The sequence below is a fragment of the Bacteroides mucinivorans genome (genome assembly GCF_034654355.2).
Classification (GTDB): Bacteria; Bacteroidota; Bacteroidia; order Bacteroidales; family Bacteroidaceae; genus Bacteroides; species Bacteroides nordii.
The window spans coordinates 3431833-3456057 of sequence record NZ_CP178179.1 but is presented as its reverse complement, the minus strand read 5'-3'; the positions used below and the strand labels follow the sequence as shown (position 1 = coordinate 3456057).

General features: G+C 41.0%; 26 protein-coding genes and 5 pseudogenes. 19 read left to right on the top strand and 12 right to left on the bottom strand.

The genetic code is table 11. The features are described 5' to 3' along the window. Positions 1–36: 36 nt before the first annotated feature. The 5 genes and pseudogenes from VCM39_RS13315 to VCM39_RS13295 all read left to right on the top strand — a co-directional run. A complete protein-coding gene (locus tag VCM39_RS13315) occupies positions 37–3303 on the top strand; it encodes a fimbrial protein (RefSeq protein WP_322934229.1) in 3267 nt (1088 codons plus the stop codon). A 210-nt stretch (positions 3304–3513) separates the two neighbouring features. Beyond that, entirely contained in the window at positions 3514–4347 is an 834-nt protein-coding gene (locus VCM39_RS13310; RefSeq protein WP_322934228.1) for an RteC domain-containing protein, read from the top strand. Positions 4348–4461: 114 nt separating this feature from the next. After that, positions 4462–4692: a hypothetical protein gene (locus VCM39_RS13305; protein WP_322934227.1), complete on the top strand. Its 231-nt coding sequence runs from the start codon at positions 4462–4464 to the stop codon at positions 4690–4692. Further along, positions 4655–4981, top strand: coding sequence for a helix-turn-helix domain-containing protein (locus VCM39_RS13300; RefSeq protein ID WP_413544801.1), 327 nt, complete (start codon positions 4655–4657; stop codon positions 4979–4981). Before VCM39_RS13305 ends, VCM39_RS13300 begins: the two co-directional genes overlap by 38 nt. Continuing rightward, positions 4944–5280 (top strand): annotated as a pseudogene (locus tag VCM39_RS13295) (bifunctional DNA primase/helicase); the annotation flags it as partial. The gene VCM39_RS13300 and the pseudogene VCM39_RS13295, both read left to right, overlap by 38 nt. Before the next feature lie 118 nt (positions 5281–5398). On the opposite strand, the pseudogene VCM39_RS13290 reads toward VCM39_RS13295, so the two are convergent. Continuing rightward, a pseudogene (locus VCM39_RS13290) lies at positions 5399–5788 on the bottom strand (Arm DNA-binding domain-containing protein); the annotation flags it as partial. Positions 5789–6276: 488 nt separating this feature from the next. Here VCM39_RS13290 and VCM39_RS13285 point away from each other — a divergent pair. Beyond that, on the top strand, positions 6277–7158 hold the full coding sequence (locus VCM39_RS13285) for a tyrosine-type recombinase/integrase (protein ID WP_413544800.1): 882 nt from the start codon (positions 6277–6279) through the stop codon (positions 7156–7158). Positions 7159–7284: 126 nt separating this feature from the next. Here VCM39_RS13285 and VCM39_RS13280 read toward each other — a convergent pair whose 3' ends face one another. After that, positions 7285–7641 (bottom strand): hypothetical protein, encoded by a 357-nt coding sequence (locus VCM39_RS13280; protein ID WP_322934223.1) that lies wholly within the window; start codon positions 7639–7641, stop codon positions 7285–7287. Positions 7642–7733: 92 nt separating this feature from the next. Further along, entirely contained in the window at positions 7734–7988 is a 255-nt protein-coding gene (locus VCM39_RS13275) for a helix-turn-helix transcriptional regulator (protein ID WP_322934222.1), read from the bottom strand. Positions 7989–8168: 180 nt separating this feature from the next. Between VCM39_RS13275 and VCM39_RS13270 the strand changes: the two genes are divergently transcribed. From VCM39_RS13270 to VCM39_RS13260, 3 genes are read left to right on the top strand one after another with little or no spacing between them, the layout of a single operon-like run. Then, positions 8169–8408 (top strand): hypothetical protein, encoded by a 240-nt coding sequence (locus VCM39_RS13270; RefSeq protein WP_322934221.1) that lies wholly within the window; start codon positions 8169–8171, stop codon positions 8406–8408. Between the two features lie 51 nt (positions 8409–8459). Then, positions 8460–8789 (top strand): hypothetical protein, encoded by a 330-nt coding sequence (locus VCM39_RS13265; protein ID WP_322934220.1) that lies wholly within the window; start codon positions 8460–8462, stop codon positions 8787–8789. A gap of 42 nt (positions 8790–8831) precedes the next feature. After that, entirely contained in the window at positions 8832–9086 is a 255-nt protein-coding gene (locus VCM39_RS13260; RefSeq protein WP_322934219.1) for a hypothetical protein, read from the top strand. A 471-nt stretch (positions 9087–9557) separates the two neighbouring features. On the opposite strand, the gene VCM39_RS13255 is transcribed toward VCM39_RS13260, so the two are convergent. Continuing rightward, on the bottom strand, positions 9558–10583 hold the full coding sequence (locus VCM39_RS13255) for a nucleotidyl transferase AbiEii/AbiGii toxin family protein (protein ID WP_322934218.1): 1026 nt from the start codon (positions 10581–10583) through the stop codon (positions 9558–9560). Positions 10584–10587: 4 nt separating this feature from the next. Continuing rightward, positions 10588–11343, bottom strand: a complete 756-nt coding sequence (locus VCM39_RS13250) for a type IV toxin-antitoxin system AbiEi family antitoxin (RefSeq protein WP_322934217.1) — start codon at positions 11341–11343, stop codon at positions 10588–10590. A 184-nt stretch (positions 11344–11527) separates the two neighbouring features. Here VCM39_RS13250 and VCM39_RS13245 point away from each other — a divergent pair. The 5 genes and pseudogenes from VCM39_RS13245 to VCM39_RS13225 all read left to right on the top strand — a co-directional run. Continuing rightward, positions 11528–12934 (top strand): annotated as a pseudogene (locus VCM39_RS13245) (DUF4906 domain-containing protein); the annotation flags it as partial. Between the two features lie 210 nt (positions 12935–13144). Continuing rightward, positions 13145–13978, top strand: a complete 834-nt coding sequence (locus VCM39_RS13240) for an RteC domain-containing protein (RefSeq protein ID WP_322934228.1) — start codon at positions 13145–13147, stop codon at positions 13976–13978. A gap of 114 nt (positions 13979–14092) precedes the next feature. Further along, the gene (locus VCM39_RS13235) at positions 14093–14323 is read left to right on the top strand and encodes a hypothetical protein (RefSeq protein WP_322934227.1); all 231 of its coding nucleotides are present in this window, start codon (positions 14093–14095) and stop codon (positions 14321–14323) included. Then, a complete protein-coding gene (locus VCM39_RS13230; RefSeq protein ID WP_413544801.1) occupies positions 14286–14612 on the top strand; it encodes a helix-turn-helix domain-containing protein in 327 nt (108 codons plus the stop codon). The genes VCM39_RS13235 and VCM39_RS13230 overlap by 38 nt, the downstream gene beginning before the upstream one ends. Next, a pseudogene (locus VCM39_RS13225) lies at positions 14575–14911 on the top strand (bifunctional DNA primase/helicase); the annotation flags it as partial. The gene VCM39_RS13230 and the pseudogene VCM39_RS13225, both read left to right, overlap by 38 nt. A 118-nt stretch (positions 14912–15029) precedes the next feature. On the opposite strand, the pseudogene VCM39_RS13220 reads toward VCM39_RS13225, so the two are convergent. Beyond that, positions 15030–15419: pseudogene (locus VCM39_RS13220) on the bottom strand (Arm DNA-binding domain-containing protein); the annotation flags it as partial. 488 nt (positions 15420–15907) lie between these two features. On the opposite strand from VCM39_RS13220, the gene VCM39_RS13215 reads away from it, so the two are divergent. After that, positions 15908–16789 (top strand): tyrosine-type recombinase/integrase, encoded by an 882-nt coding sequence (locus VCM39_RS13215; RefSeq protein WP_413544800.1) that lies wholly within the window; start codon positions 15908–15910, stop codon positions 16787–16789. A 126-nt stretch (positions 16790–16915) separates the two neighbouring features. On the opposite strand, the gene VCM39_RS13210 is transcribed toward VCM39_RS13215, so the two are convergent. Further along, a complete protein-coding gene (locus tag VCM39_RS13210) occupies positions 16916–17272 on the bottom strand; it encodes a hypothetical protein (protein ID WP_322934223.1) in 357 nt (118 codons plus the stop codon). 92 nt (positions 17273–17364) lie between these two features. Then, entirely contained in the window at positions 17365–17619 is a 255-nt protein-coding gene (locus VCM39_RS13205) for a helix-turn-helix transcriptional regulator (RefSeq protein WP_322934222.1), read from the bottom strand. 180 nt (positions 17620–17799) lie between these two features. Between VCM39_RS13205 and VCM39_RS13200 the strand changes: the two genes are divergently transcribed. The 3 genes from VCM39_RS13200 to VCM39_RS13190 are packed head-to-tail and all read left to right on the top strand — an operon-like array spanning position 17800 to position 18717. Beyond that, entirely contained in the window at positions 17800–18039 is a 240-nt protein-coding gene (locus VCM39_RS13200) for a hypothetical protein (protein ID WP_322934221.1), read from the top strand. A gap of 51 nt (positions 18040–18090) precedes the next feature. Beyond that, positions 18091–18420 (top strand): hypothetical protein, encoded by a 330-nt coding sequence (locus VCM39_RS13195; RefSeq protein WP_322934220.1) that lies wholly within the window; start codon positions 18091–18093, stop codon positions 18418–18420. A gap of 42 nt (positions 18421–18462) precedes the next feature. Further along, positions 18463–18717 carry a hypothetical protein gene (locus VCM39_RS13190; protein WP_322934219.1) on the top strand — a complete coding sequence of 85 codons (255 nt, stop codon included), beginning with the start codon at positions 18463–18465 and terminating at the stop codon, positions 18715–18717. Between the two features lie 471 nt (positions 18718–19188). Here VCM39_RS13190 and VCM39_RS13185 read toward each other — a convergent pair whose 3' ends face one another. Continuing rightward, a complete protein-coding gene (locus tag VCM39_RS13185; protein ID WP_322934218.1) occupies positions 19189–20214 on the bottom strand; it encodes a nucleotidyl transferase AbiEii/AbiGii toxin family protein in 1026 nt (341 codons plus the stop codon). 4 nt (positions 20215–20218) lie between these two features. Further along, positions 20219–20974, bottom strand: a complete 756-nt coding sequence (locus VCM39_RS13180) for a type IV toxin-antitoxin system AbiEi family antitoxin (RefSeq protein ID WP_322934217.1) — start codon at positions 20972–20974, stop codon at positions 20219–20221. Positions 20975–21201: 227 nt separating this feature from the next. On the opposite strand from VCM39_RS13180, the gene VCM39_RS13175 reads away from it, so the two are divergent. Next, positions 21202–21996: a hypothetical protein gene (locus tag VCM39_RS13175; RefSeq protein ID WP_322934215.1), complete on the top strand. Its 795-nt coding sequence runs from the start codon at positions 21202–21204 to the stop codon at positions 21994–21996. Between the two features lie 97 nt (positions 21997–22093). On the opposite strand, the gene VCM39_RS13170 is transcribed toward VCM39_RS13175, so the two are convergent. Beyond that, positions 22094–23293, bottom strand: a complete 1200-nt coding sequence (locus tag VCM39_RS13170) for an InlB B-repeat-containing protein (protein ID WP_413544799.1) — start codon at positions 23291–23293, stop codon at positions 22094–22096. A gap of 22 nt (positions 23294–23315) precedes the next feature. After that, positions 23316–24197 (bottom strand): fimbrillin family protein, encoded by an 882-nt coding sequence (locus VCM39_RS13165; protein ID WP_322932481.1) that lies wholly within the window; start codon positions 24195–24197, stop codon positions 23316–23318. Positions 24198–24225 lie beyond the last annotated feature (28 nt).

Sequence of the window (24225 nt, the reverse complement as noted above, 5' to 3'; positions counted from 1 at the left end):
TGTACACGAGAATTGTCATGATAAATTTAAATATTTATGAAACGATATAAACTGAAAATAATTTGCCGCATCCTGTTGTTGTTGCCCGTCCTTGCCGGCTGCACGGATGACGAGCTCCTTCAAAGGAGCGGTGTGGTGGAGGGAATACCCACCACTGTGGATATAAACGTGGGTACGGCAGCCAATACGGCCAAGACACGCTCCGCCCTGCTGGAAAGCGAGGAAAGGAAAATCTACGACCTTTACCTGTGGGTCTTCAACGCCTCGGGGGACGTGGAATTTTCACGTGAGTACCCCAGGAGTGATCTTTACCAGGCGGCAAGCGACCTTGAGGCGTCCACGGGCGAGGCTGACGGTGACGCCCCCACGAGCATGGGACTTCTGAAAAACATAAGCCTCACCACCGGGGAGAAGACACTGTTCCTCCTCGCGAACTACAAGTCGGACGGTGACGGCCTGTTCCATGTGGAGCCGGATATCCTGGAGGGAATCGGCAAACTTTCCGACGTAGATAAAATAAAGGCGGCCATGACCGCCCGTACCCTGTTCCGCCCGAACGGGAACCTGCTGATGTCGGTAACCAAGGCCGTCACGGTTTCCACGGCAACAAGACAGATCGAGGTATCCCTGAAACGCTCCGAAGCCAAAATCACGGTCAACCTGAAAACGGCCGAGGGGCTCACTTTCGATCCCGGAACGTACAGGCTCGGCAATGTGGCGGGCTCGACATTCCTAACGGAACATGCGAAGGGGACCGACCAGAGCGCCTCGTGGGATGCGGACGGGACGGATACGGATTCCTACTGGACATCGGACGAGTTCCACTTCGAGGGGGATGCCGATAACGTCACCACTTCATTCTATATGCCTGAGAACCGCAAGGTTGCAAAAAAAATGATCCTTCCCACCTCTCCCGGATATGATGCGGACCGGAAAGGATATGACCTGCGGCAGAAGCAGCTGAAGTCCCCCGTTGCAGGCGCGACCGACAAGCCTAACCTGAAAAACGGGGAGACTGAATACGCCCCTGACCTGGCTCCCTATATTGAATTTACGGGTGAGTTGCGTCAGGATCTGGCAGTGGGCAATACCGCCATGGAACGTTTCGGGAGGGTGACCTACAGGATTTATCTGGGCTATACGGCCACCGACGATCCGGTCAATGACTATGACATCGAACGCAACGTGCATTATACCTACAATGTGACTATCAATGGTATGAACGACCTGGTGGTGGAGGCGCAGTCCGATAAGGACGCTGAGGAGGAGCCCGCCCCCGGAGTGGAGGGGCTGGTGTATGACGCCCACCGGTCATTCAGTTTTGACTGCCACTACGAACAGGGACTGATGCGTTTCAATAAGGACGAACTGGCCATCTTCAATACGGACGGAAGCCTGAAAGACGACGCCATGATCTCCTTTGCCGTGCGTACGCCGTTCTGTGACAAGATTGTCTCTTACACGAAAGCGGAACTGGAACAGCTGAAGAACAACGGCTACGTTCCCTCCGGAGATAAGAAGGCCGATACGGGCTGGCTTGCATTCTATATCCATCCGAGCACGCTCTCTGACAACGGGGACGAGACGATGAAGTATTATTCCGATACGGGGGCGTACCTGCTCTCACTGGAGGAGTTCCTTTACAGATTGATGACTGAACCCGACTATGTGTTCAACGCCACTACGGGACTTTGTAAGGTGACGGTTTACGCCAACGAGTATTTCTATGAGCGAAACCCCATGCAGGAGAACGCCCCCCAGGACAAGGATCTGTGGAAGACCTTTGCTAATGCCGAAGACCGGACCTTCGACCTGCTGGTGAACACCTCACATGAAATCTCCCCCGACGGACAGTCACGGTATCACCAGGCCATTGTCTCGATCCGCCAGATGTCCATAAAGACGGTGTTTGTCAGCTGTCCCGACGGCATGCGCGTGTGGGGGGTGGAGAACGTGAACGAGACCGAAGACCTGGACTGGTCAGTAAAAGCCCCCAGTGAGGCGGACGCCTTCTATAACAAGTACTATGCGAATGGCTGGACGAATACCTGGAAAGCGATGGCACGTTCGGGACTTGCGGGAGGGTTCAGCGGGGAAATCATGCGCGATCCGATGAACCGGGGGAAAGAGGACCAGCTCTGGAAGGTCATGACAAAAGTGGACAATGCGAAACTGACGCTCAGCAAGGATCATTATAATCCTGCTCTTAGTAACTATCATGCGACATATGCCTGCTTTACCCCATTCCTGAGAAATCGGGACAATAACCGTGACGGCCAGATGCAGGCCGGCGAGATGCAGTGGTATATCCCCTCCGTCAGCGAGATCAACATGCTGTATGTGGCGGAACGTTCATTGCCTTTGAAGAGCAGGCTTGTCGGGCATGCTCCGTCGGATAATGCTACAGCGTTATTCACCTCAAGGGCTTTCATGGGAAGTACCAACCTGACACTGAACAGCTGTAATCCTATTATACTTATTGAGGAGTCCCATAGTATGACCCCCATATATAACTTTGATTACCAAAAAACTGCGAGTCCGGGAGAAAGAACTCCCTATTCGGACGTGAGACTGGTCAGGGATCTTGGGATCCTGGAGACTTCTGAGGACCACAGTTACCATATTGATGAGATGGAAGATGAACTTGGCAAGACGCTGAACAACAACCGGACGGAGGATGAGTACCTGATTTTCAAGGCTGACAACCTGCCTGCCAGTACTACCAGGGCTTCAAGAGCCATTTATGAACTTCCGGCACATGACGAGACCTCCCAGAATAATACGATCTATCAGAAAGGGTTTGAGGTTGCAAAATATATTGCAAATACAATAGACAAGCCGAAGGATTTGAACAATCCTAACAGGAAAAGTGAGTATTATTTCGAAACGTGGAGTACGCTGATGAGTGATGTGGAAAAAGGCAACTCTCCCTGTGCCTATTATTACCAGAATCCGGATAAAAGTGACCTGGGTACATGGCGTCTGCCCAATGAGGCTGAACTGATGATAATGAGCGGAAGCCTGTTCGACTGGGATGACAGGGAAAAGAAAGATATTTATAGTTTCTTTCAGGGGAACAAGTTCTATTCCTTGAATATGACAGACGGCCAGGTCATCCATTCCCGGACTGGATTTTCCAAACGGGACATGAATGGTGCCAGGTCATTCAGTGCCGGATATCAGATGTATTTCAACGGTTATCTGCGGTTTGTCACCACTGTCGATACCAGTTGGGGAGGCGACAGGGATAGGCTTGTCAATGACAAAAAGGGATACGTGCGTTGCGTAAGGGACCTTGAGTAGTCTGGTCCCGGAAATTGGAGAAGAGATCTCCTAATTTTGTGGGTGCGACCGGGGAAAGCTGTATTACAGCTTTTCTCCGGTCTTTTGCTATAAAGAAAAGCTTTTATTACCGTAAAACATCAGAACGGAAGACCTGTTATCGGGTCAAGCGAGAGATAATCAATAAACCAGGTAGCGTGAAGGTTCTCACGTGCCTCTAAAAACAATAATATGATAGAAACGTACTTTAGCAACTTGATGCAAGAAGTCGAGCGGAGGATGGGTCTTGAATCCTCCCGAATGGAAGGAGAACAGGTAATACAGACCTGTCGGGAGATGGTTGCCTTCCTGAGGGAACGGTCCCGTGAGTTGAGGGATTATGCTCTGAACCATCCATTCTCCAATGTGGAAGAAGAAATCTGCTTTTTCAAGTATTACAAGCCTGCCCTGACAGGACGTCTGCTCTATTATTACCGGGTATATCAGATCGAAAGTGGCTGTTCATGCTGTCCGGAGATCGCCCGGATGCATTACCGCAAGGCTATGAAAGAGTACCAGAGGAAACTGGAACGCTACCTGCCCTTTTACCAGTATTACCGGAGCGGGGCGACTTACCGAGACCATTACTATTTTCGCCGTGCCAAAAAGGAGTTGAGTCCGGAGAACGGCAGTTTTATGCTGGAGGAGGATTCGGTGATGTCAACCGGCTATGATCTGCTTGCCGCACGACTGATAGCGGTGGAAATGCTGCTTGGTTACTTAAACCGGAAGATACTGTTAGCAGTGGAGGGACCGGATGCCGTACAGGAAAAGGAACACCATTGGACAGACCGGAAAGCGGCAGCCGTGGAACTGATATATGGCATCTGGGCGATGGGTAGCGTGGATAACGGTAAGGCGAGCATTGTCGAGCTCGTGATGCTGTTCGAACAGATATTTCATATTGACCTGGGGGATGTGTACCATACGTTTATCTCCATGCGTAACCGGAAGAACAGCCGGACAGCCTACCTTGACCAGATGAGAGAACAGCTATTGAAGCGGATGGACGAAACGGACGGATAAAATAAAGAAGGAATTGGCAGGTTTGTAGCAAGCTGCCAAATCATCCTTTGCGATGCATCATTTGGTGAAAAAACGGGATACAACCACCGTAAAGCCCCCTGATAAAGCTCTGCGATGTCTTTTTGCATCCGAAAAAAATCTTTAGCAGCTTGCTACGAACGTGAAAAGAGAAATGGACGAACAATCGGACCTTTGCAACGGAAAACCAAATTATCAAAAGATTATGGAAATAATAACAATCGAAAGCAAAGCGTTTGCCGCCCTCGTGGAGAAGATCGAGAGGATAGCGACATACGTGGAGGTGTCCTTGACAAAGGAAACGGAGCAACAGCAGGTAACGGATAAGAAGAGCAGGCGGAAGGGAGAGCCGTGGATGACGGGGCAGGAAGTGTGCGAACAGCTTGAAATCAGCGCCCGTACTTTGCAACGTTACCGCACGAACCGTATCATCGCTTACTCCATCTGTGGGAGAAAGATACGCTACCGCCGCACTGACGTGGAGCAATTCCGCGAACGTTGGATGCGGGAAACGCCTGACAAGCAGGTGGACCAGATGATCGAGGCACATTCTTTGCACGGACGTAAAAACAGGTCGTATGGTAAGAAAAGAAGAGATACTGGCAAAAACGGGTAACGGGCTGGAGGTGTTCCGTCATTACCTTCCCGTTAAGTGGCGGGTGGGCAGGAATTTCCTGAACCCACTGTATGCTGACAGTAAAGCTTCGTGCAACGTCTATTATGACCGCCGTAGCGGGATGTATAGGATGAAGGACTTCGGTAACGGGGAGTATTCGGGGGACTGTTTCTTCCTCGTTGCGAAACTGAAGGGATTGGACTGCCATAGTGCGGCTGACTTCGTGGAAGTCCTGCATACCATTGACCGGGAGTTATGTCTGGGGCTGGAAAACGATACTCCGACCGATGGCATCAATCGGGAGGGAAACAGCCTGGCGTCACACCCCGTAGCAGATACAAAAGAGAAGAGTAAGGGTGAAAACGCAGGGAAGATCATTCCAAAGGATACCGCCGCTATGGACACGGAAAAGAAAGCCTTGCCTTTCTCCACCATCGCCTCAAATTCCCGGTTCATGTTCTCGAAATCTTTCAGGATGCAGTTTTCCATCACGCCGATACCCAGAAAGGCGTTACGCAGCTTCTCGGCGGTGACAAAATCCTCTTCCCGGAGGATGCGGTGATAGTGGTTGGTAAGCCGGGCACTGACTTCTTTGAGCTGCCCGTTTATCTCTGTCGCCTCGGCGGACTTGCCTTTTGCCTTACCATTCTCCCATAAATCCGGCGTAACGAATAGTTTGGTTCCCAATGCTTTGTCATCCCCATCAATGGAGATCTTCACCATGATGGGGGCTTTTCCGTCCCGGTTTCTCACTGCCGATCTCTTGATGTAGAACGAGGTTGCAAACGTACTTCTCTTTGTTTTCATAACTCTAAAATTTTCGTTTCTAAAGGTAGTTAATTATTTGTTACCAAGAGTTATGCAAAACAACGCAAAGCTGTGAAACAGAACTTGTTATATTCCATATATCCTCTTTAGGACTGGTAGCTGCTTAGTAGCCGAACTTTGTCTGAAAGGGGTATTTTCAAGCGTTTTATGCCAAAGCTTGTTTCAATCCGCCCTACATACAAAATACTGACCTCCAATTATTTAAGTAGAACTTTGCTTTTCTTTGCGTCTTATGCCGATTTTTAAGGTAAAAACAAAATCTCCATGCAATTAGTACCTTTGCCCTAAAAATGAATATAGAAGGAGTTTTATCCACGTTTGAATCACAATTGAGAGAGCTAGGCTTGTCTGAGGAAACTGGAGCATATTTAGTACAAATCAATATCGAAGGGAAAAGTTATATTAAATACTGCGGGGATCTGAACAACCTTACCATGCAGGGGAGGTTATGTGAAAATACTGAAGGCATGAATTTTATAGAATTCATGAAGCGAGAAATTGCTATAGCGAATGTAAGTGAAAGCACAAAGATCCTGCATATGGATACGTATAGACAATTGAGAGGTTACAGATCCTGCATTGATATAAGGAGTGTGAATAGTGATTTTCTTCTAAACTTGGAAGGCTATATGCGCATCGAGCGAGAACTATCAATCAATACAATCGCTCGTCATATGAAGGTGATCAAGAGATACATCAATGTAGCAAGAAAAAAAGAGATCATCATTAAAGATCCGTTTTTGAATTACACGATCCGCTCGGAAGAAACACACCGGGAGTCACTTTCAGAGAAAGAACTTGATCTTCTTGAAGAGTACCGGCAGCGTACAGGATCAGACGAGATCCTAAACGCATTTCTGTTTAGTTGCTACACAGGATTACGATATTCTGATATCTGCAACATCACTAAGCAGGACATCTACTCTATAAACCGGAAGAAATGGCTGATTATTAAGATGCATAAGACAAATATTGAGGTGAGAATACCTGTCTCCACAATCTTCGATGGGAAAGCTTTGCTGTTAAGTAAATCCATTCCACGAAGCCGGGGACGCTTGTTCCTGCTTGAATCAAATCAGAAGACGAATCGTACTATAAAGGCAATACTGAAAAAGCTAGGAATAAAGAGAAACTATTCCTTCCATTCGGCCCGCCATACATTCGCCACGTTGTTGATATACCGGGGAGTCAATATCACTACAGTTCAGAAATTGCTAGGACACAAAAGTGTAAAGACCACCCAGGTTTATAGTGCTGTCACTGACCTAACGGTAGAGAAGGAAATAAAGAAGAGCAACATGAAAAAGAAAAGGAAACAACCGGTATCAAATAAAAGAGCTGCACCATAAGGTACAGCTGATTATAAGATACTAATATTATGAATAAAAGGCAGTTATGTATACTTGCCTTTTATTCTTTGTTTAGATTCGTCTCCAACTAATATAAATATAGTTTCCCAATGAGTATAGTAATGCTCATTTTTCTATATCGTTACGTAGTAATTCTTTTATGATATCTTCACGAGGAACCGTAAAATTCTGATCATAAAATTTCAAAGGAACAATGATATAGTATTGCTTAAAGATATCATCCGCAATATCCTGTACCTCTTTTGAATCGCAGTGAATGGTAACCGTTTCGTATAAATATGGTGCTCTTCTGTTATCTACCCTACGCTCCACCGTGATAGCTGCATTAGGATATACTCTATGCAAATCATCTATTTTCTGCCAGAAATTGCTATTGCGTGTATCATAGAGCATTCTTTCCTTCTCATCAAAAAAAAGCTCGTTATATTTGCATACAATTTTATATTTATCATTTTTTGTCATAATTGTAATTTTAAAGTAAGACAGATCTTATTTCTTCTGCAAAATACACAGATACAAGATTACTTTATCTTGTTCCATTTATTCCTGTGTTTTTACTTCCGGAAAAAATCTTTGTCGCATATTGGTTGTCCGCAATGTGGACACGTGAAAACCTCTTTGTCTTCTTCAAAGAAATCTTTAACTTTCACATCGAGAGCTTTAGCTATCTTTTCAAGAGTTTCAACCGTAGGATTACCATTATTTATAACGGAGTAAATAGACGATTTTTTCAAGCCTATCATTCTGCCTAATTCTGTTATAGTCAGATTCTTTTTCTCGCAAATTTCTTTGATCTTATCAATAACCATTTTCTATATATTTATGATGATGTTACAAAAGTAGTCTTAATTAAATTTGGTACGTATATATAAGCACTAAATAAGGTTAAGGTACACATATATAAGTCCTATAATTTGAATAAGTACATATATATACGTACCTTTGTGCAAGAGAAAGATAGTAATAATTAAAACAAAGAAAAAGTCGTTATGAGTTACATTGAAACATTGCTTAAGGAAAAGGATATAGATTTAGGAACTTGGCTCTTAGAAGATAAAGGGCAGATCGGTTTGACAATTGAAATGTTGATTGAATTTGTTTACTCAATGCCAGATGCAACAGTACAAGAGGTAGAAAACACTTTTAGAAAGATCGACTTTAAAAACGGTGATGTAATGCAGTATGTTACTTTCCTTGCTGAAGGAATGGTTGAAACAGCCGGTTATTAATTGAAAATATATCTAACAGCAGGGTGAAAGCCCTGCATAATCAAAATAAACATGGAAACAGCATATGAAAATAAAGTTATAGTTTACCTATACACAACCGGATTTGTTGATAGAAAAAACAATCACAGAATAAACTATGTAAACGTATTTAAGGCCAAAGAAGAGATCTTGCTTTTACGAGAAATCTATGAGCAAAAAGATATAAGAGATGGTATCGCATATAAAAATGCTTTCAATGAAGATATATATCAATATCATTTAGAAGGTACAAATAAAGATGGCGAACCTTTTAATGAGCTTAGACATGAAAAAATCGTAAAGGTAGAGGGCGGTCAAACCGTTATCTATTGGTATTATAAGATCACAGAGAAAACATTATAAGTTTAATCCGGTAGCCTTCGGGCTATCATAATCAAAATAAATATGGAAACATCATTGTCAAAACCTATTCCACAAGCAACCAGGAATACGATTATTACCTGGCTTTCTAGTGAAAACTTACTACTGACTACCTTCATGGAAGGTACGATTATCACAAACGCAAAGTTGCTTTCTCTTGTTCATGGTATGTTCGCTGGATATTGGTTATTAAGATCCTTAGATATGGGATATCTGGCAATAGGGATTTGTTTTTTGTGGTTTATTGGAGCAGTGTTGTTATGTTGTAAAGTTAAGTAATTAGTAAAACTATAAATAATGGATGTATCAGAACTAAATAATTATCTCAATTATGTAAGAGAGAGTATAGCTAAATTGGAAGCTCAGATTAAAACATTGGACGGTGGTAATTGGAATAAGAACGTTAGAGGCGACTATGACAAAGAGATACTTTATTCAAATTTACAGGAAATATTAAGTAGATATCGTAATCTACTCAGAAGAGATTATTACTGTGAAAAGTAACGTTTAAATTGATTGATATAATTCGTACTTTACTTTTATTTTTTGCAGATTAGAATAGAGTGGAAAATTACCGCATCTTAGAATAAATTTTAATAAGGGGAGCTTTCGGATATATCCAGTTACTCTCCAAAGCTGAATAAAGTTCCACAAGAACTTAGCAAGTGATATGTCTATAATTCTTTTTTTTAGTTGGATTCCCCCAGAAAAAGAAAAAATCAAAATTGGGAAAGATCAGTATTAATAGATTTACAATTTTCTGGATCTCTTTTTCATCTGCCGATGTTCACCGGATAAATCCGCTTCTCTTTCTGTTTGAGCTATTTTCCATAGCGCCATAGGATGATCAGATATCCGTTCTAAGATTGCTGGATCAGAGAATAATAGATCCGGCTTATAAATTCCAAGGCTAAATTTTTCCAAATATTCCTCTTCCTTTTGAGATAAGGTGAGTACAGAAGTTAAGTATTGCGTAGTGCTTTCCTTAGCCACATCTATAGGGAAGAATTTTTTTCCTGAAGAAAGTAAAGGTATTAATTGGCTTTTAATCTTAGAAGGCTGAACATCCATGATCTTAGATATATCAATTTCTTTTGTTGCAGCACCTTCCACCCCAATGGTCTGATAGAATACAATGCCTTTTTTTAGCATTTTTCTTTCTTCTGGAGTTGAAAGTAAGTTCGATTTTGAAAGTGAATAAACATCAAATAAATCCCGGACTGCTGCCCTCTCAATCAATGCGTTTATCTTTGTAGCAAATAGCTCACAGGGATGTAAGGTCGGTATCTTGACACCCATATCAGAAACAATACTCAGATTAATGTCTTTGTTTACTACTGGCAGGAAGTGATTTCTAATACCGTAATTCAGTTCTATCTTTATGTGGTCATTATTCCCAGCTATACTTTGATAGTTGAATGTCCATTGATCCAGGGTATGAAGTTCTTTTCCTAACTTTCCAATAGTATAGCCTTGAGATTGTAGGAGGTCAAACAGGGTATCTTTTATTTCCTTACGCATGGATAGAAGATCCGCCATCTCTCCGGATTTGGTGAAGTCCATATCAATATCAACGGACAAGCGAGGAAGGTTGAAATATGCCAAGTTAATAGCTGTCCCACCTTTTAACGCTAAATTATCCCTGAACAAAGGGGTTTCAGACATATCTTTAAGCACATAGTAAAGTCGTACTACCTTTTCCAGCGTATCACGTTGGAAACCTAGTTTTTGTGCCGTCTCATTAATATATGATCGTGTAATATCTAATGCATTCATGATTCTAATTGTTTTGAGTTAAGGATAGGATATATTGTGGAACATATAATTTCCATTCAGGAATATATATTTTAGATTCATATTTGTCAGTAAGATAACGAACACTTTTACCAATCTTTGCGTTGCATACATCAAAGAATTTCTTACTTAGATTCATTTGTTCTTTGAAAAAAGAAAGAATAAAACCGACTTTTTGATACATGATTTGTTTATCATGTATTGACAAGTAATGTAGTATTTTGCTTTCGTCTACAGTATCTATCAATTCAAGATTATAAATTAACTCTTCTAAACCACCTGCAAGGTCTAAACGATCAATGCAATCTATCATGGTACGTTCGATATCGGTAACATAAATCTTCTCCTTTTTCCCTTCTAATTTAACAACTCCTTCTTGAAATTTATCCGGAGCATACATATACTCCACATGATCAAATTCAAAAGAGCGAAATCGTTTAGGAGCAGATATGTAAATACGGTTAAAGACCTGATTCTGTAGCCCATAGAATTCCATCGCAGAATGATAGGATATGTATGATCCGGGAACAGAGTTGCATGCTATTTCGTATTTATTTTCGTCAATAAAACCATCTTCTGGATTTGTGGGTAGATATACATTCTTGCGTATCTGGACAATAATATTCCGCTTCTTGTATTTGTATAACAAAGAAGAAGCTGTTTCTTTATTGGGAATGTTTTGGAACATTTCTTTCCCAGAAACGAAACGTTTATTTTGAATTAAAGCTGAATATTTTCCCATTATTTTATCTTTTCGACAAAAATAGTAAAATTATACCATATACGCAAATAATTTAAAATCTATCATTATAGAAAATGTAGAATACAATAATATATTGCTCTTCCAAAAGACGATATCAACCTAACAGAACTATCCAAGGGAAGTTTAAAGATCAAAGGTATATAATTGTAGGTAGTGAAGGTTCATAAAGACGGTGTTTGTCAGCTGTCCCGACGGCATGCGCGTGTGGGGGGTGGAGAACGTGAACGAGACCGAAGACCTGGACTGGTCAGTAAAAGCCCCCAGTGAGGCGGACGCCTTCTATAACAAGTACTATGCGAATGGCTGGACGAATACCTGGAAAGCGATGGCACGTTCGGGACTTGCGGGAGGGTTCAGCGGGGAAATCATGCGCGATCCGATGAACCGGGGGAAAGAGGACCAGCTCTGGAAGGTCATGACAAAAGTGGACAATGCGAAACTGACGCTCAGCAAGGATCATTATAATCCTGCTCTTAGTAACTATCATGCGACATATGCCTGCTTTACCCCATTCCTGAGAAATCGGGACAATAACCGTGACGGCCAGATGCAGGCCGGCGAGATGCAGTGGTATATCCCCTCCGTCAGCGAGATCAACATGCTGTATGTGGCGGAACGTTCATTGCCTTTGAAGAGCAGGCTTGTCGGGCATGCTCCGTCGGATAATGCTACAGCGTTATTCACCTCAAGGGCTTTCATGGGAAGTACCAACCTGACACTGAACAGCTGTAATCCTATTATACTTATTGAGGAGTCCCATAGTATGACCCCCATATATAACTTTGATTACCAAAAAACTGCGAGTCCGGGAGAAAGAACTCCCTATTCGGACGTGAGACTGGTCAGGGATCTTGGGATCCTGGAGACTTCTGAGGACCACAGTTACCATATTGATGAGATGGAAGATGAACTTGGCAAGACGCTGAACAACAACCGGACGGAGGATGAGTACCTGATTTTCAAGGCTGACAACCTGCCTGCCAGTACTACCAGGGCTTCAAGAGCCATTTATGAACTTCCGGCACATGACGAGACCTCCCAGAATAATACGATCTATCAGAAAGGGTTTGAGGTTGCAAAATATATTGCAAATACAATAGACAAGCCGAAGGATTTGAACAATCCTAACAGGAAAAGTGAGTATTATTTCGAAACGTGGAGTACGCTGATGAGTGATGTGGAAAAAGGCAACTCTCCCTGTGCCTATTATTACCAGAATCCGGATAAAAGTGACCTGGGTACATGGCGTCTGCCCAATGAGGCTGAACTGATGATAATGAGCGGAAGCCTGTTCGACTGGGATGACAGGGAAAAGAAAGATATTTATAGTTTCTTTCAGGGGAACAAGTTCTATTCCTTGAATATGACAGACGGCCAGGTCATCCATTCCCGGACTGGATTTTCCAAACGGGACATGAATGGTGCCAGGTCATTCAGTGCCGGATATCAGATGTATTTCAACGGTTATCTGCGGTTTGTCACCACTGTCGATACCAGTTGGGGAGGCGACAGGGATAGGCTTGTCAATGACAAAAAGGGATACGTGCGTTGCGTAAGGGACCTTGAGTAGTCTGGTCCCGGAAATTGGAGAAGAGATCTCCTAATTTTGTGGGTGCGACCGGGGAAAGCTGTATTACAGCTTTTCTCCGGTCTTTTGCTATAAAGAAAAGCTTTTATTACCGTAAAACATCAGAACGGAAGACCTGTTATCGGGTCAAGCGAGAGATAATCAATAAACCAGGTAGCGTGAAGGTTCTCACGTGCCTCTAAAAACAATAATATGATAGAAACGTACTTTAGCAACTTGATGCAAGAAGTCGAGCGGAGGATGGGTCTTGAATCCTCCCGAATGGAAGGAGAACAGGTAATACAGACCTGTCGGGAGATGGTTGCCTTCCTGAGGGAACGGTCCCGTGAGTTGAGGGATTATGCTCTGAACCATCCATTCTCCAATGTGGAAGAAGAAATCTGCTTTTTCAAGTATTACAAGCCTGCCCTGACAGGACGTCTGCTCTATTATTACCGGGTATATCAGATCGAAAGTGGCTGTTCATGCTGTCCGGAGATCGCCCGGATGCATTACCGCAAGGCTATGAAAGAGTACCAGAGGAAACTGGAACGCTACCTGCCCTTTTACCAGTATTACCGGAGCGGGGCGACTTACCGAGACCATTACTATTTTCGCCGTGCCAAAAAGGAGTTGAGTCCGGAGAACGGCAGTTTTATGCTGGAGGAGGATTCGGTGATGTCAACCGGCTATGATCTGCTTGCCGCACGACTGATAGCGGTGGAAATGCTGCTTGGTTACTTAAACCGGAAGATACTGTTAGCAGTGGAGGGACCGGATGCCGTACAGGAAAAGGAACACCATTGGACAGACCGGAAAGCGGCAGCCGTGGAACTGATATATGGCATCTGGGCGATGGGTAGCGTGGATAACGGTAAGGCGAGCATTGTCGAGCTCGTGATGCTGTTCGAACAGATATTTCATATTGACCTGGGGGATGTGTACCATACGTTTATCTCCATGCGTAACCGGAAGAACAGCCGGACAGCCTACCTTGACCAGATGAGAGAACAGCTATTGAAGCGGATGGACGAAACGGACGGATAAAATAAAGAAGGAATTGGCAGGTTTGTAGCAAGCTGCCAAATCATCCTTTGCGATGCATCATTTGGTGAAAAAACGGGATACAACCACCGTAAAGCCCCCTGATAAAGCTCTGCGATGTCTTTTTGCATCCGAAAAAAATCTTTAGCAGCTTGCTACGAACGTGAAAAGAGAAATGGACGAACAATCGGACCTTTGCAACGGAAAACCAAATTATCAAAAGATTATGGAAATAATAACAATCGAAAGCAAAGCGTTTGCCGCCCTCGTGGAGAAGATCGAGAGGATAGCGACATACGTGGAGGTGTCCTTGACAAAGGAAACGGAGCAACAGCAGGTAACGGATAAGAAGAGCAGGCGGAAGGGAGAGCCGTGGATGACGGGGCAGGAAGTGTGCGAACAGCTTGAAATCAGCGCCCGTACTTTGCAACGTTACCGCACGAACCGTATCATCGCTTACTCCATCTGTGGGAGAAAGATACGCTACCGCCGCACTGACGTGGAGCAATTCCGCGAACGTTGGATGCGGGAAACGCCTGACAAGCAGGTGGACCAGATGATCGAGGCACATTCTTTGCACGGACGTAAAAACAGGTCGTATGGTAAGAAAAGAAGAGATACTGGCAAAAACGGGTAACGGGCTGGAGGTGTTCCGTCATTACCTTCCCGTTAAGTGGCGGGTGGGCAGGAATTTCCTGAACCCACTGTATGCTGACAGTAAAGCTTCGTGCAACGTCTATTATGACCGCCGTAGCGGGATGTATAGGATGAAGGACTTCGGTAACGGGGAGTATTCGGGGGACTGTTTCTTCCTCGTTGCGAAACTGAAGGGATTGGACTGCCATAGTGCGGCTGACTTCGTGGAAGTCCTGCATACCATTGACCGGGAGTTATGTCTGGGGCTGGAAAACGATACTCCGACCGATGGCATCAATCGGGAGGGAAACAGCCTGGCGTCACACCCCGTAGCAGATACAAAAGAGAAGAGTAAGGGTGAAAACGCAGGGAAGATCATTCCAAAGGATACCGCCGCTATGGACACGGAAAAGAAAGCCTTGCCTTTCTCCACCATCGCCTCAAATTCCCGGTTCATGTTCTCGAAATCTTTCAGGATGCAGTTTTCCATCACGCCGATACCCAGAAAGGCGTTACGCAGCTTCTCGGCGGTGACAAAATCCTCTTCCCGGAGGATGCGGTGATAGTGGTTGGTAAGCCGGGCACTGACTTCTTTGAGCTGCCCGTTTATCTCTGTCGCCTCGGCGGACTTGCCTTTTGCCTTACCATTCTCCCATAAATCCGGCGTAACGAATAGTTTGGTTCCCAATGCTTTGTCATCCCCATCAATGGAGATCTTCACCATGATGGGGGCTTTTCCGTCCCGGTTTCTCACTGCCGATCTCTTGATGTAGAACGAGGTTGCAAACGTACTTCTCTTTGTTTTCATAACTCTAAAATTTTCGTTTCTAAAGGTAGTTAATTATTTGTTACCAAGAGTTATGCAAAACAACGCAAAGCTGTGAAACAGAACTTGTTATATTCCATATATCCTCTTTAGGACTGGTAGCTGCTTAGTAGCCGAACTTTGTCTGAAAGGGGTATTTTCAAGCGTTTTATGCCAAAGCTTGTTTCAATCCGCCCTACATACAAAATACTGACCTCCAATTATTTAAGTAGAACTTTGCTTTTCTTTGCGTCTTATGCCGATTTTTAAGGTAAAAACAAAATCTCCATGCAATTAGTACCTTTGCCCTAAAAATGAATATAGAAGGAGTTTTATCCACGTTTGAATCACAATTGAGAGAGCTAGGCTTGTCTGAGGAAACTGGAGCATATTTAGTACAAATCAATATCGAAGGGAAAAGTTATATTAAATACTGCGGGGATCTGAACAACCTTACCATGCAGGGGAGGTTATGTGAAAATACTGAAGGCATGAATTTTATAGAATTCATGAAGCGAGAAATTGCTATAGCGAATGTAAGTGAAAGCACAAAGATCCTGCATATGGATACGTATAGACAATTGAGAGGTTACAGATCCTGCATTGATATAAGGAGTGTGAATAGTGATTTTCTTCTAAACTTGGAAGGCTATATGCGCATCGAGCGAGAACTATCAATCAATACAATCGCTCGTCATATGAAGGTGATCAAGAGATACATCAATGTAGCAAGAAAAAAAGAGATCATCATTAAAGATCCGTTTTTGAATTACACGATCCGCTCGGAAGAAACACACCGGGAGTCACTTTCAGAGAAAGAACTTGATCTTCTTGAAGAGTACCGGCAGCGTACAGGATCAGACGAGATCCTAAACGCATTTCTGTTTAGTTGCTACACAGGATTACGATATTCTGATATCTGCAACATCACTAAGCAGGACATCTACTCTATAAACCGGAAGAAATGGCTGATTATTAAGATGCATAAGACAAATATTGAGGTGAGAATACCTGTCTCCACAATCTTCGATGGGAAAGCTTTGCTGTTAAGTAAATCCATTCCACGAAGCCGGGGACGCTTGTTCCTGCTTGAATCAAATCAGAAGACGAATCGTACTATAAAGGCAATACTGAAAAAGCTAGGAATAAAGAGAAACTATTCCTTCCATTCGGCCCGCCATACATTCGCCACGTTGTTGATATACCGGGGAGTCAATATCACTACAGTTCAGAAATTGCTAGGACACAAAAGTGTAAAGACCACCCAGGTTTATAGTGCTGTCACTGACCTAACGGTAGAGAAGGAAATAAAGAAGAGCAACATGAAAAAGAAAAGGAAACAACCGGTATCAAATAAAAGAGCTGCACCATAAGGTACAGCTGATTATAAGATACTAATATTATGAATAAAAGGCAGTTATGTATACTTGCCTTTTATTCTTTGTTTAGATTCGTCTCCAACTAATATAAATATAGTTTCCCAATGAGTATAGTAATGCTCATTTTTCTATATCGTTACGTAGTAATTCTTTTATGATATCTTCACGAGGAACCGTAAAATTCTGATCATAAAATTTCAAAGGAACAATGATATAGTATTGCTTAAAGATATCATCCGCAATATCCTGTACCTCTTTTGAATCGCAGTGAATGGTAACCGTTTCGTATAAATATGGTGCTCTTCTGTTATCTACCCTACGCTCCACCGTGATAGCTGCATTAGGATATACTCTATGCAAATCATCTATTTTCTGCCAGAAATTGCTATTGCGTGTATCATAGAGCATTCTTTCCTTCTCATCAAAAAAAAGCTCGTTATATTTGCATACAATTTTATATTTATCATTTTTTGTCATAATTGTAATTTTAAAGTAAGACAGATCTTATTTCTTCTGCAAAATACACAGATACAAGATTACTTTATCTTGTTCCATTTATTCCTGTGTTTTTACTTCCGGAAAAAATCTTTGTCGCATATTGGTTGTCCGCAATGTGGACACGTGAAAACCTCTTTGTCTTCTTCAAAGAAATCTTTAACTTTCACATCGAGAGCTTTAGCTATCTTTTCAAGAGTTTCAACCGTAGGATTACCATTATTTATAACGGAGTAAATAGACGATTTTTTCAAGCCTATCATTCTGCCTAATTCTGTTATAGTCAGATTCTTTTTCTCGCAAATTTCTTTGATCTTATCAATAACCATTTTCTATATATTTATGATGATGTTACAAAAGTAGTCTTAATTAAATTTGGTACGTATATATAAGCACTAAATAAGGTTAAGGTACACATATATAAGTCCTATAATTTGAATAAGTACATATATATACGTACCTTTGTGCAAGAGAAAGATAGTAATAATTAAAACAAAGAAAAAGTCGTTATGAGTTACATTGAAACATTGCTTAAGGAAAAGGATATAGATTTAGGAACTTGGCTCTTAGAAGATAAAGGGCAGATCGGTTTGACAATTGAAATGTTGATTGAATTTGTTTACTCAATGCCAGATGCAACAGTACAAGAGGTAGAAAACACTTTTAGAAAGATCGACTTTAAAAACGGTGATGTAATGCAGTATGTTACTTTCCTTGCTGAAGGAATGGTTGAAACAGCCGGTTATTAATTGAAAATATATCTAACAGCAGGGTGAAAGCCCTGCATAATCAAAATAAACATGGAAACAGCATATGAAAATAAAGTTATAGTTTACCTATACACAACCGGATTTGTTGATAGAAAAAACAATCACAGAATAAACTATGTAAACGTATTTAAGGCCAAAGAAGAGATCTTGCTTTTACGAGAAATCTATGAGCAAAAAGATATAAGAGATGGTATCGCATATAAAAATGCTTTCAATGAAGATATATATCAATATCATTTAGAAGGTACAAATAAAGATGGCGAACCTTTTAATGAGCTTAGACATGAAAAAATCGTAAAGGTAGAGGGCGGTCAAACCGTTATCTATTGGTATTATAAGATCACAGAGAAAACATTATAAGTTTAATCCGGTAGCCTTCGGGCTATCATAATCAAAATAAATATGGAAACATCATTGTCAAAACCTATTCCACAAGCAACCAGGAATACGATTATTACCTGGCTTTCTAGTGAAAACTTACTACTGACTACCTTCATGGAAGGTACGATTATCACAAACGCAAAGTTGCTTTCTCTTGTTCATGGTATGTTCGCTGGATATTGGTTATTAAGATCCTTAGATATGGGATATCTGGCAATAGGGATTTGTTTTTTGTGGTTTATTGGAGCAGTGTTGTTATGTTGTAAAGTTAAGTAATTAGTAAAACTATAAATAATGGATGTATCAGAACTAAATAATTATCTCAATTATGTAAGAGAGAGTATAGCTAAATTGGAAGCTCAGATTAAAACATTGGACGGTGGTAATTGGAATAAGAACGTTAGAGGCGACTATGACAAAGAGATACTTTATTCAAATTTACAGGAAATATTAAGTAGATATCGTAATCTACTCAGAAGAGATTATTACTGTGAAAAGTAACGTTTAAATTGATTGATATAATTCGTACTTTACTTTTATTTTTTGCAGATTAGAATAGAGTGGAAAATTACCGCATCTTAGAATAAATTTTAATAAGGGGAGCTTTCGGATATATCCAGTTACTCTCCAAAGCTGAATAAAGTTCCACAAGAACTTAGCAAGTGATATGTCTATAATTCTTTTTTTTAGTTGGATTCCCCCAGAAAAAGAAAAAATCAAAATTGGGAAAGATCAGTATTAATAGATTTACAATTTTCTGGATCTCTTTTTCATCTGCCGATGTTCACCGGATAAATCCGCTTCTCTTTCTGTTTGAGCTATTTTCCATAGCGCCATAGGATGATCAGATATCCGTTCTAAGATTGCTGGATCAGAGAATAATAGATCCGGCTTATAAATTCCAAGGCTAAATTTTTCCAAATATTCCTCTTCCTTTTGAGATAAGGTGAGTACAGAAGTTAAGTATTGCGTAGTGCTTTCCTTAGCCACATCTATAGGGAAGAATTTTTTTCCTGAAGAAAGTAAAGGTATTAATTGGCTTTTAATCTTAGAAGGCTGAACATCCATGATCTTAGATATATCAATTTCTTTTGTTGCAGCACCTTCCACCCCAATGGTCTGATAGAATACAATGCCTTTTTTTAGCATTTTTCTTTCTTCTGGAGTTGAAAGTAAGTTCGATTTTGAAAGTGAATAAACATCAAATAAATCCCGGACTGCTGCCCTCTCAATCAATGCGTTTATCTTTGTAGCAAATAGCTCACAGGGATGTAAGGTCGGTATCTTGACACCCATATCAGAAACAATACTCAGATTAATGTCTTTGTTTACTACTGGCAGGAAGTGATTTCTAATACCGTAATTCAGTTCTATCTTTATGTGGTCATTATTCCCAGCTATACTTTGATAGTTGAATGTCCATTGATCCAGGGTATGAAGTTCTTTTCCTAACTTTCCAATAGTATAGCCTTGAGATTGTAGGAGGTCAAACAGGGTATCTTTTATTTCCTTACGCATGGATAGAAGATCCGCCATCTCTCCGGATTTGGTGAAGTCCATATCAATATCAACGGACAAGCGAGGAAGGTTGAAATATGCCAAGTTAATAGCTGTCCCACCTTTTAACGCTAAATTATCCCTGAACAAAGGGGTTTCAGACATATCTTTAAGCACATAGTAAAGTCGTACTACCTTTTCCAGCGTATCACGTTGGAAACCTAGTTTTTGTGCCGTCTCATTAATATATGATCGTGTAATATCTAATGCATTCATGATTCTAATTGTTTTGAGTTAAGGATAGGATATATTGTGGAACATATAATTTCCATTCAGGAATATATATTTTAGATTCATATTTGTCAGTAAGATAACGAACACTTTTACCAATCTTTGCGTTGCATACATCAAAGAATTTCTTACTTAGATTCATTTGTTCTTTGAAAAAAGAAAGAATAAAACCGACTTTTTGATACATGATTTGTTTATCATGTATTGACAAGTAATGTAGTATTTTGCTTTCGTCTACAGTATCTATCAATTCAAGATTATAAATTAACTCTTCTAAACCACCTGCAAGGTCTAAACGATCAATGCAATCTATCATGGTACGTTCGATATCGGTAACATAAATCTTCTCCTTTTTCCCTTCTAATTTAACAACTCCTTCTTGAAATTTATCCGGAGCATACATATACTCCACATGATCAAATTCAAAAGAGCGAAATCGTTTAGGAGCAGATATGTAAATACGGTTAAAGACCTGATTCTGTAGCCCATAGAATTCCATCGCAGAATGATAGGATATGTATGATCCGGGAACAGAGTTGCATGCTATTTCGTATTTATTTTCGTCAATAAAACCATCTTCTGGATTTGTGGGTAGATATACATTCTTGCGTATCTGGACAATAATATTCCGCTTCTTGTATTTGTATAACAAAGAAGAAGCTGTTTCTTTATTGGGAATGTTTTGGAACATTTCTTTCCCAGAAACGAAACGTTTATTTTGAATTAAAGCTGAATATTTTCCCATTATTTTATCTTTTCGACAAAAATAGTAAAATTATACCATATACGCAAATAATTTAAAATCTATCATTATAGAAAATGTAGAATACAATAATATATTGCTCTTCCAAAAGACGATATCAACCTAACAGAACTATCCAAGGGAAGTTTAAAGATCAAAGGTATATAATTGTAGGTAGTGAAGGTTATATTATAACTCCGTTTGATACCAAGCAAATCGGGACGAAGTATTTGCATGATATAATATATAACAATGGAAAATATATAGCAGTTGGAGGAAACCCGTCAGCGACAGGCTCTGCGATAGTCGCTACATCCACTAATTTAACAGATTGGACTACTACACAAATGGGCGTATCATCTGGAGAATATAGATATTATGAATTTAAATGTATAGCTTACGGAAATGGTAGATATGTCACAACAGGTGGAAGTGGATGGGCAGCAACCTCTACAGATGGGATAACATGGACTGGAAATTTGAAAATTGGTTCAAATAATAAGAATGCTATAACTTATGGAAATGGCAGATTTGTAACAGTAGGAAAGTGGGGATTTATGAATACCTCTACTGATGGAGTGAATTGGTCAAGGGAGGATGTAGCAATAACCAGTAACCGTGATTTATTGGATATAATCTATGCTAATGGTATATTTATTGCAGTTGGACCGTTAGAATGTGTTATCACATCTACTGATGGAATCAATTGGACAACAAGAACTGACTATCGAACATATACATGGAAAAGTATTACTTATGGCAATGGAAAGTTCGTTGTAGTAGCTAGTGAGGGCTATACTTCGACTTCTACTGACGGCATTACATGGACACCACCTATTAAGATAGTTGGGACTACTAATTGGCAAGAGATTACATATGTGAAAGATAATTTTATTGCAGTAGGAACTAATGGATATATGTCCACTTCAACCGATGGGATTAATTGGTCTGTTCCTATACAGATTAAAGACAAACAAGGGAACCCTATAAATGTAAATTTGTATGGAATTTGCGCTATACCATAGTAGGATACATAATTAGATCGAAAAAAAATAAATCCCATTCCAATATTTAATACTGGAATGGGATTCTTCTTATTCTGTTTTAATGTACGTAATCACATTAGTTCCTGTCATAAAGCATTTCTACATAATAAGTAACGGATTTAGTTACTGTAAATAAAATTCCTATTCCAGAATCATTGATACCCACTACTGCGTTTCTGTTAGCATCCTTTACACCTCGGTATACATACTGACCAGAGCTATCACCTCCCGATATATAGCCGAATGTGCAGATGTCCCCTTCTTTATATTTCTTTGTAATAGAATATGCACCGTTGGCAGTTCCCGGATACCAATAAACGCCATAGTCACCGGTAGCCGACCAAGTATTGCTTTTCCACTCTGCGATATTGATCGTGACGGTATGTTCCGGACGAATAGGATCAGTTGAAAATATGGCTTTAAAGTTCGATCCTGAAGGATAATCATCGACAATTCGGCTATCGTTCAAAGTCAATGTTCCTCTATCATCAACCCACCATTCTGATACTTCTTCATAAGAATTAGAACCAGGTATCTTAACGATCCAGCCATTGAAATAGTATCCATTTATTGGATTAGCAGCTACAAAAATTGCTCCGGATTGCTCGTCTAAGTATCTCCAATCCTCTATAATAGCTATATCTTGCGATACAGTACCAAAAGATTCATTCGAGGAAGAGAAGTAATAAACTCCAGCGGCTTTAACGAATCTCCCTTGGATAGTTCTGTTAGAACTAACTATAAAAGAATAGTTAGTATCAGATGACACTTTCGTGCTACCTTCATACCATCCGTCAAACACATAACCAGCGTTTGCAGTAGCTGTAAGGGTACAAGTTTTACCACCTCTATATGTACCACCACCAGCCACAGTACCACCAGCTGTAGGATTAGCCGATACAGTAATTGTGTATTTCCGAGCGAACTCAGCTTTAAAGGTTCGAGGTTCTTGTACAGTCAAAGTATAGGAAGCTCCCAGGTTGATATTAGGCTCTTTTTTGTCGTAAAATGTTACTAACTCATAACCTTCATTTGCAAAAGCTGCTACTGTTACCTTGTCTTTTTTATCGTACAAACCATCTCCGGTCGTATATCCTGCTTCACTAACAGCACGGGTATCACTCTGAATAACTCCGTCAATAACGATTTCAGTACCTACCAGAATTTTGCCTTCCGGTATTTCTGCTACCTTTTCTATAATATCTTCTTTACTACACGAAGCAAAGCAAATAACGGCTGCTAACAGCCATAATAAGTTCTTTAAGTTCATTCTCATCTTACTTTTATTTATAAGTTTATCAATCTATTTCGGTTCCTATATCAATTCCTGGCGTTAGATCACCTTCATAACTTCCACCAGATCCCCAACTGTCAATCGTCGATGTGCCGATCTGGAACAACTTTTTCTCAACACTATTAATTCCCAAAGTGTAGGTGGTTTCCTTACCTTGTTCCCAAGCTCCTTTTGGTAGTTTGAAACCGTATCTTTCACCATCTAACAGTAGCATTACTGTAGTAGAGGTGATTGTTTGTGGCAAAGCAATAATACCAATGACAAGCGGTGAATCGTCAAGGGTGAAATCACCCTTATATGCTTCATTTCCTGATTTCTGTATTGCAATTTCTCCCGTACAGATATCCAATATTCCTTCCTGGTTTACTCCCTGAAGAGATATCCCGGATATTTTACCTTCCCCAACATAGCCTTCCTGCTTGATCACAAACTTAACAAGGGATAACGCATGTTTCATTTGTAATGTCACCTCCGGATTCTCTGCATTCACTACTATCCCCCTGGAAAAAAGAAAATCAGTTTGTGAAGCACTTTCAATCTGAATTTGCGTAGAGGAAACATTTTCATGATATGGATAGTAAGCATGTACTGTCCCCGGGTTGCCACTGAGATAAATGTCTTTTTCTAAATGCCAGGCAGTTTCAAGTGTGGCTCTATTGTTCCAGCAGGATTCAGAACCGTTATACATACCGCTGTTTTCATCGAGAACAAAAACTCCGATTTTGTCACCTTGTATAAAGGCATCCTTGCTATTTCTGGTTAGCACTTCCGCAGTGCTTATAGATAGGACAGAAGATGCTTCAGCCGGTGTATTATTTTTCTCACAGGAAATAAACAGTCCTGATAAAAGACCCAATATGGGTAAAAAGATTTTTTTATTTTTCATTGCTGATTGTTTTAATGATTACTTTGGG

Bases quoted from the DNA above. Each gene is read 5' to 3' on its own strand.
- VCM39_RS13165 (WP_322932481.1), bottom strand. From the start codon at position 24,197: ATGAAAAATAAAAAAATCTTTTTACCCATATTGGGTCTTTTATCAGGA.
- VCM39_RS13260 (WP_322934219.1), top strand. From the start codon at position 8,832: ATGGAAACATCATTGTCAAAACCTATTCCACAAGCAACCAGGAATACG.
- VCM39_RS13310 (WP_322934228.1), top strand. From the start codon at position 3,514: ATGATAGAAACGTACTTTAGCAACTTGATGCAAGAAGTCGAGCGGAGG.
- VCM39_RS13170 (WP_413544799.1), bottom strand. From the start codon at position 23,293: ATGAGAATGAACTTAAAGAACTTATTATGGCTGTTAGCAGCCGTTATT.
- VCM39_RS13235 (WP_322934227.1), top strand. From the start codon at position 14,093: ATGTCTTTTTGCATCCGAAAAAAATCTTTAGCAGCTTGCTACGAACGT.
- VCM39_RS13250 (WP_322934217.1), bottom strand. From the start codon at position 11,343: ATGGGAAAATATTCAGCTTTAATTCAAAATAAACGTTTCGTTTCTGGG.
- VCM39_RS13185 (WP_322934218.1), bottom strand. From the start codon at position 20,214: ATGAATGCATTAGATATTACACGATCATATATTAATGAGACGGCACAA.
- VCM39_RS13275 (WP_322934222.1), bottom strand. From the start codon at position 7,988: ATGGTTATTGATAAGATCAAAGAAATTTGCGAGAAAAAGAATCTGACT.
- VCM39_RS13270 (WP_322934221.1), top strand. From the start codon at position 8,169: ATGAGTTACATTGAAACATTGCTTAAGGAAAAGGATATAGATTTAGGA.
- VCM39_RS13195 (WP_322934220.1), top strand. From the start codon at position 18,091: ATGGAAACAGCATATGAAAATAAAGTTATAGTTTACCTATACACAACC.
- VCM39_RS13215 (WP_413544800.1), top strand. From the start codon at position 15,908: ATGAATTTTATAGAATTCATGAAGCGAGAAATTGCTATAGCGAATGTA.
- VCM39_RS13305 (WP_322934227.1), top strand. From the start codon at position 4,462: ATGTCTTTTTGCATCCGAAAAAAATCTTTAGCAGCTTGCTACGAACGT.
- VCM39_RS13280 (WP_322934223.1), bottom strand. From the start codon at position 7,641: ATGACAAAAAATGATAAATATAAAATTGTATGCAAATATAACGAGCTT.
- VCM39_RS13255 (WP_322934218.1), bottom strand. From the start codon at position 10,583: ATGAATGCATTAGATATTACACGATCATATATTAATGAGACGGCACAA.
- VCM39_RS13285 (WP_413544800.1), top strand. From the start codon at position 6,277: ATGAATTTTATAGAATTCATGAAGCGAGAAATTGCTATAGCGAATGTA.
- VCM39_RS13200 (WP_322934221.1), top strand. From the start codon at position 17,800: ATGAGTTACATTGAAACATTGCTTAAGGAAAAGGATATAGATTTAGGA.
- VCM39_RS13240 (WP_322934228.1), top strand. From the start codon at position 13,145: ATGATAGAAACGTACTTTAGCAACTTGATGCAAGAAGTCGAGCGGAGG.
- VCM39_RS13205 (WP_322934222.1), bottom strand. From the start codon at position 17,619: ATGGTTATTGATAAGATCAAAGAAATTTGCGAGAAAAAGAATCTGACT.
- VCM39_RS13190 (WP_322934219.1), top strand. From the start codon at position 18,463: ATGGAAACATCATTGTCAAAACCTATTCCACAAGCAACCAGGAATACG.
- VCM39_RS13265 (WP_322934220.1), top strand. From the start codon at position 8,460: ATGGAAACAGCATATGAAAATAAAGTTATAGTTTACCTATACACAACC.
- VCM39_RS13210 (WP_322934223.1), bottom strand. From the start codon at position 17,272: ATGACAAAAAATGATAAATATAAAATTGTATGCAAATATAACGAGCTT.
- VCM39_RS13180 (WP_322934217.1), bottom strand. From the start codon at position 20,974: ATGGGAAAATATTCAGCTTTAATTCAAAATAAACGTTTCGTTTCTGGG.
- VCM39_RS13315 (WP_322934229.1), top strand. From the start codon at position 37: ATGAAACGATATAAACTGAAAATAATTTGCCGCATCCTGTTGTTGTTG.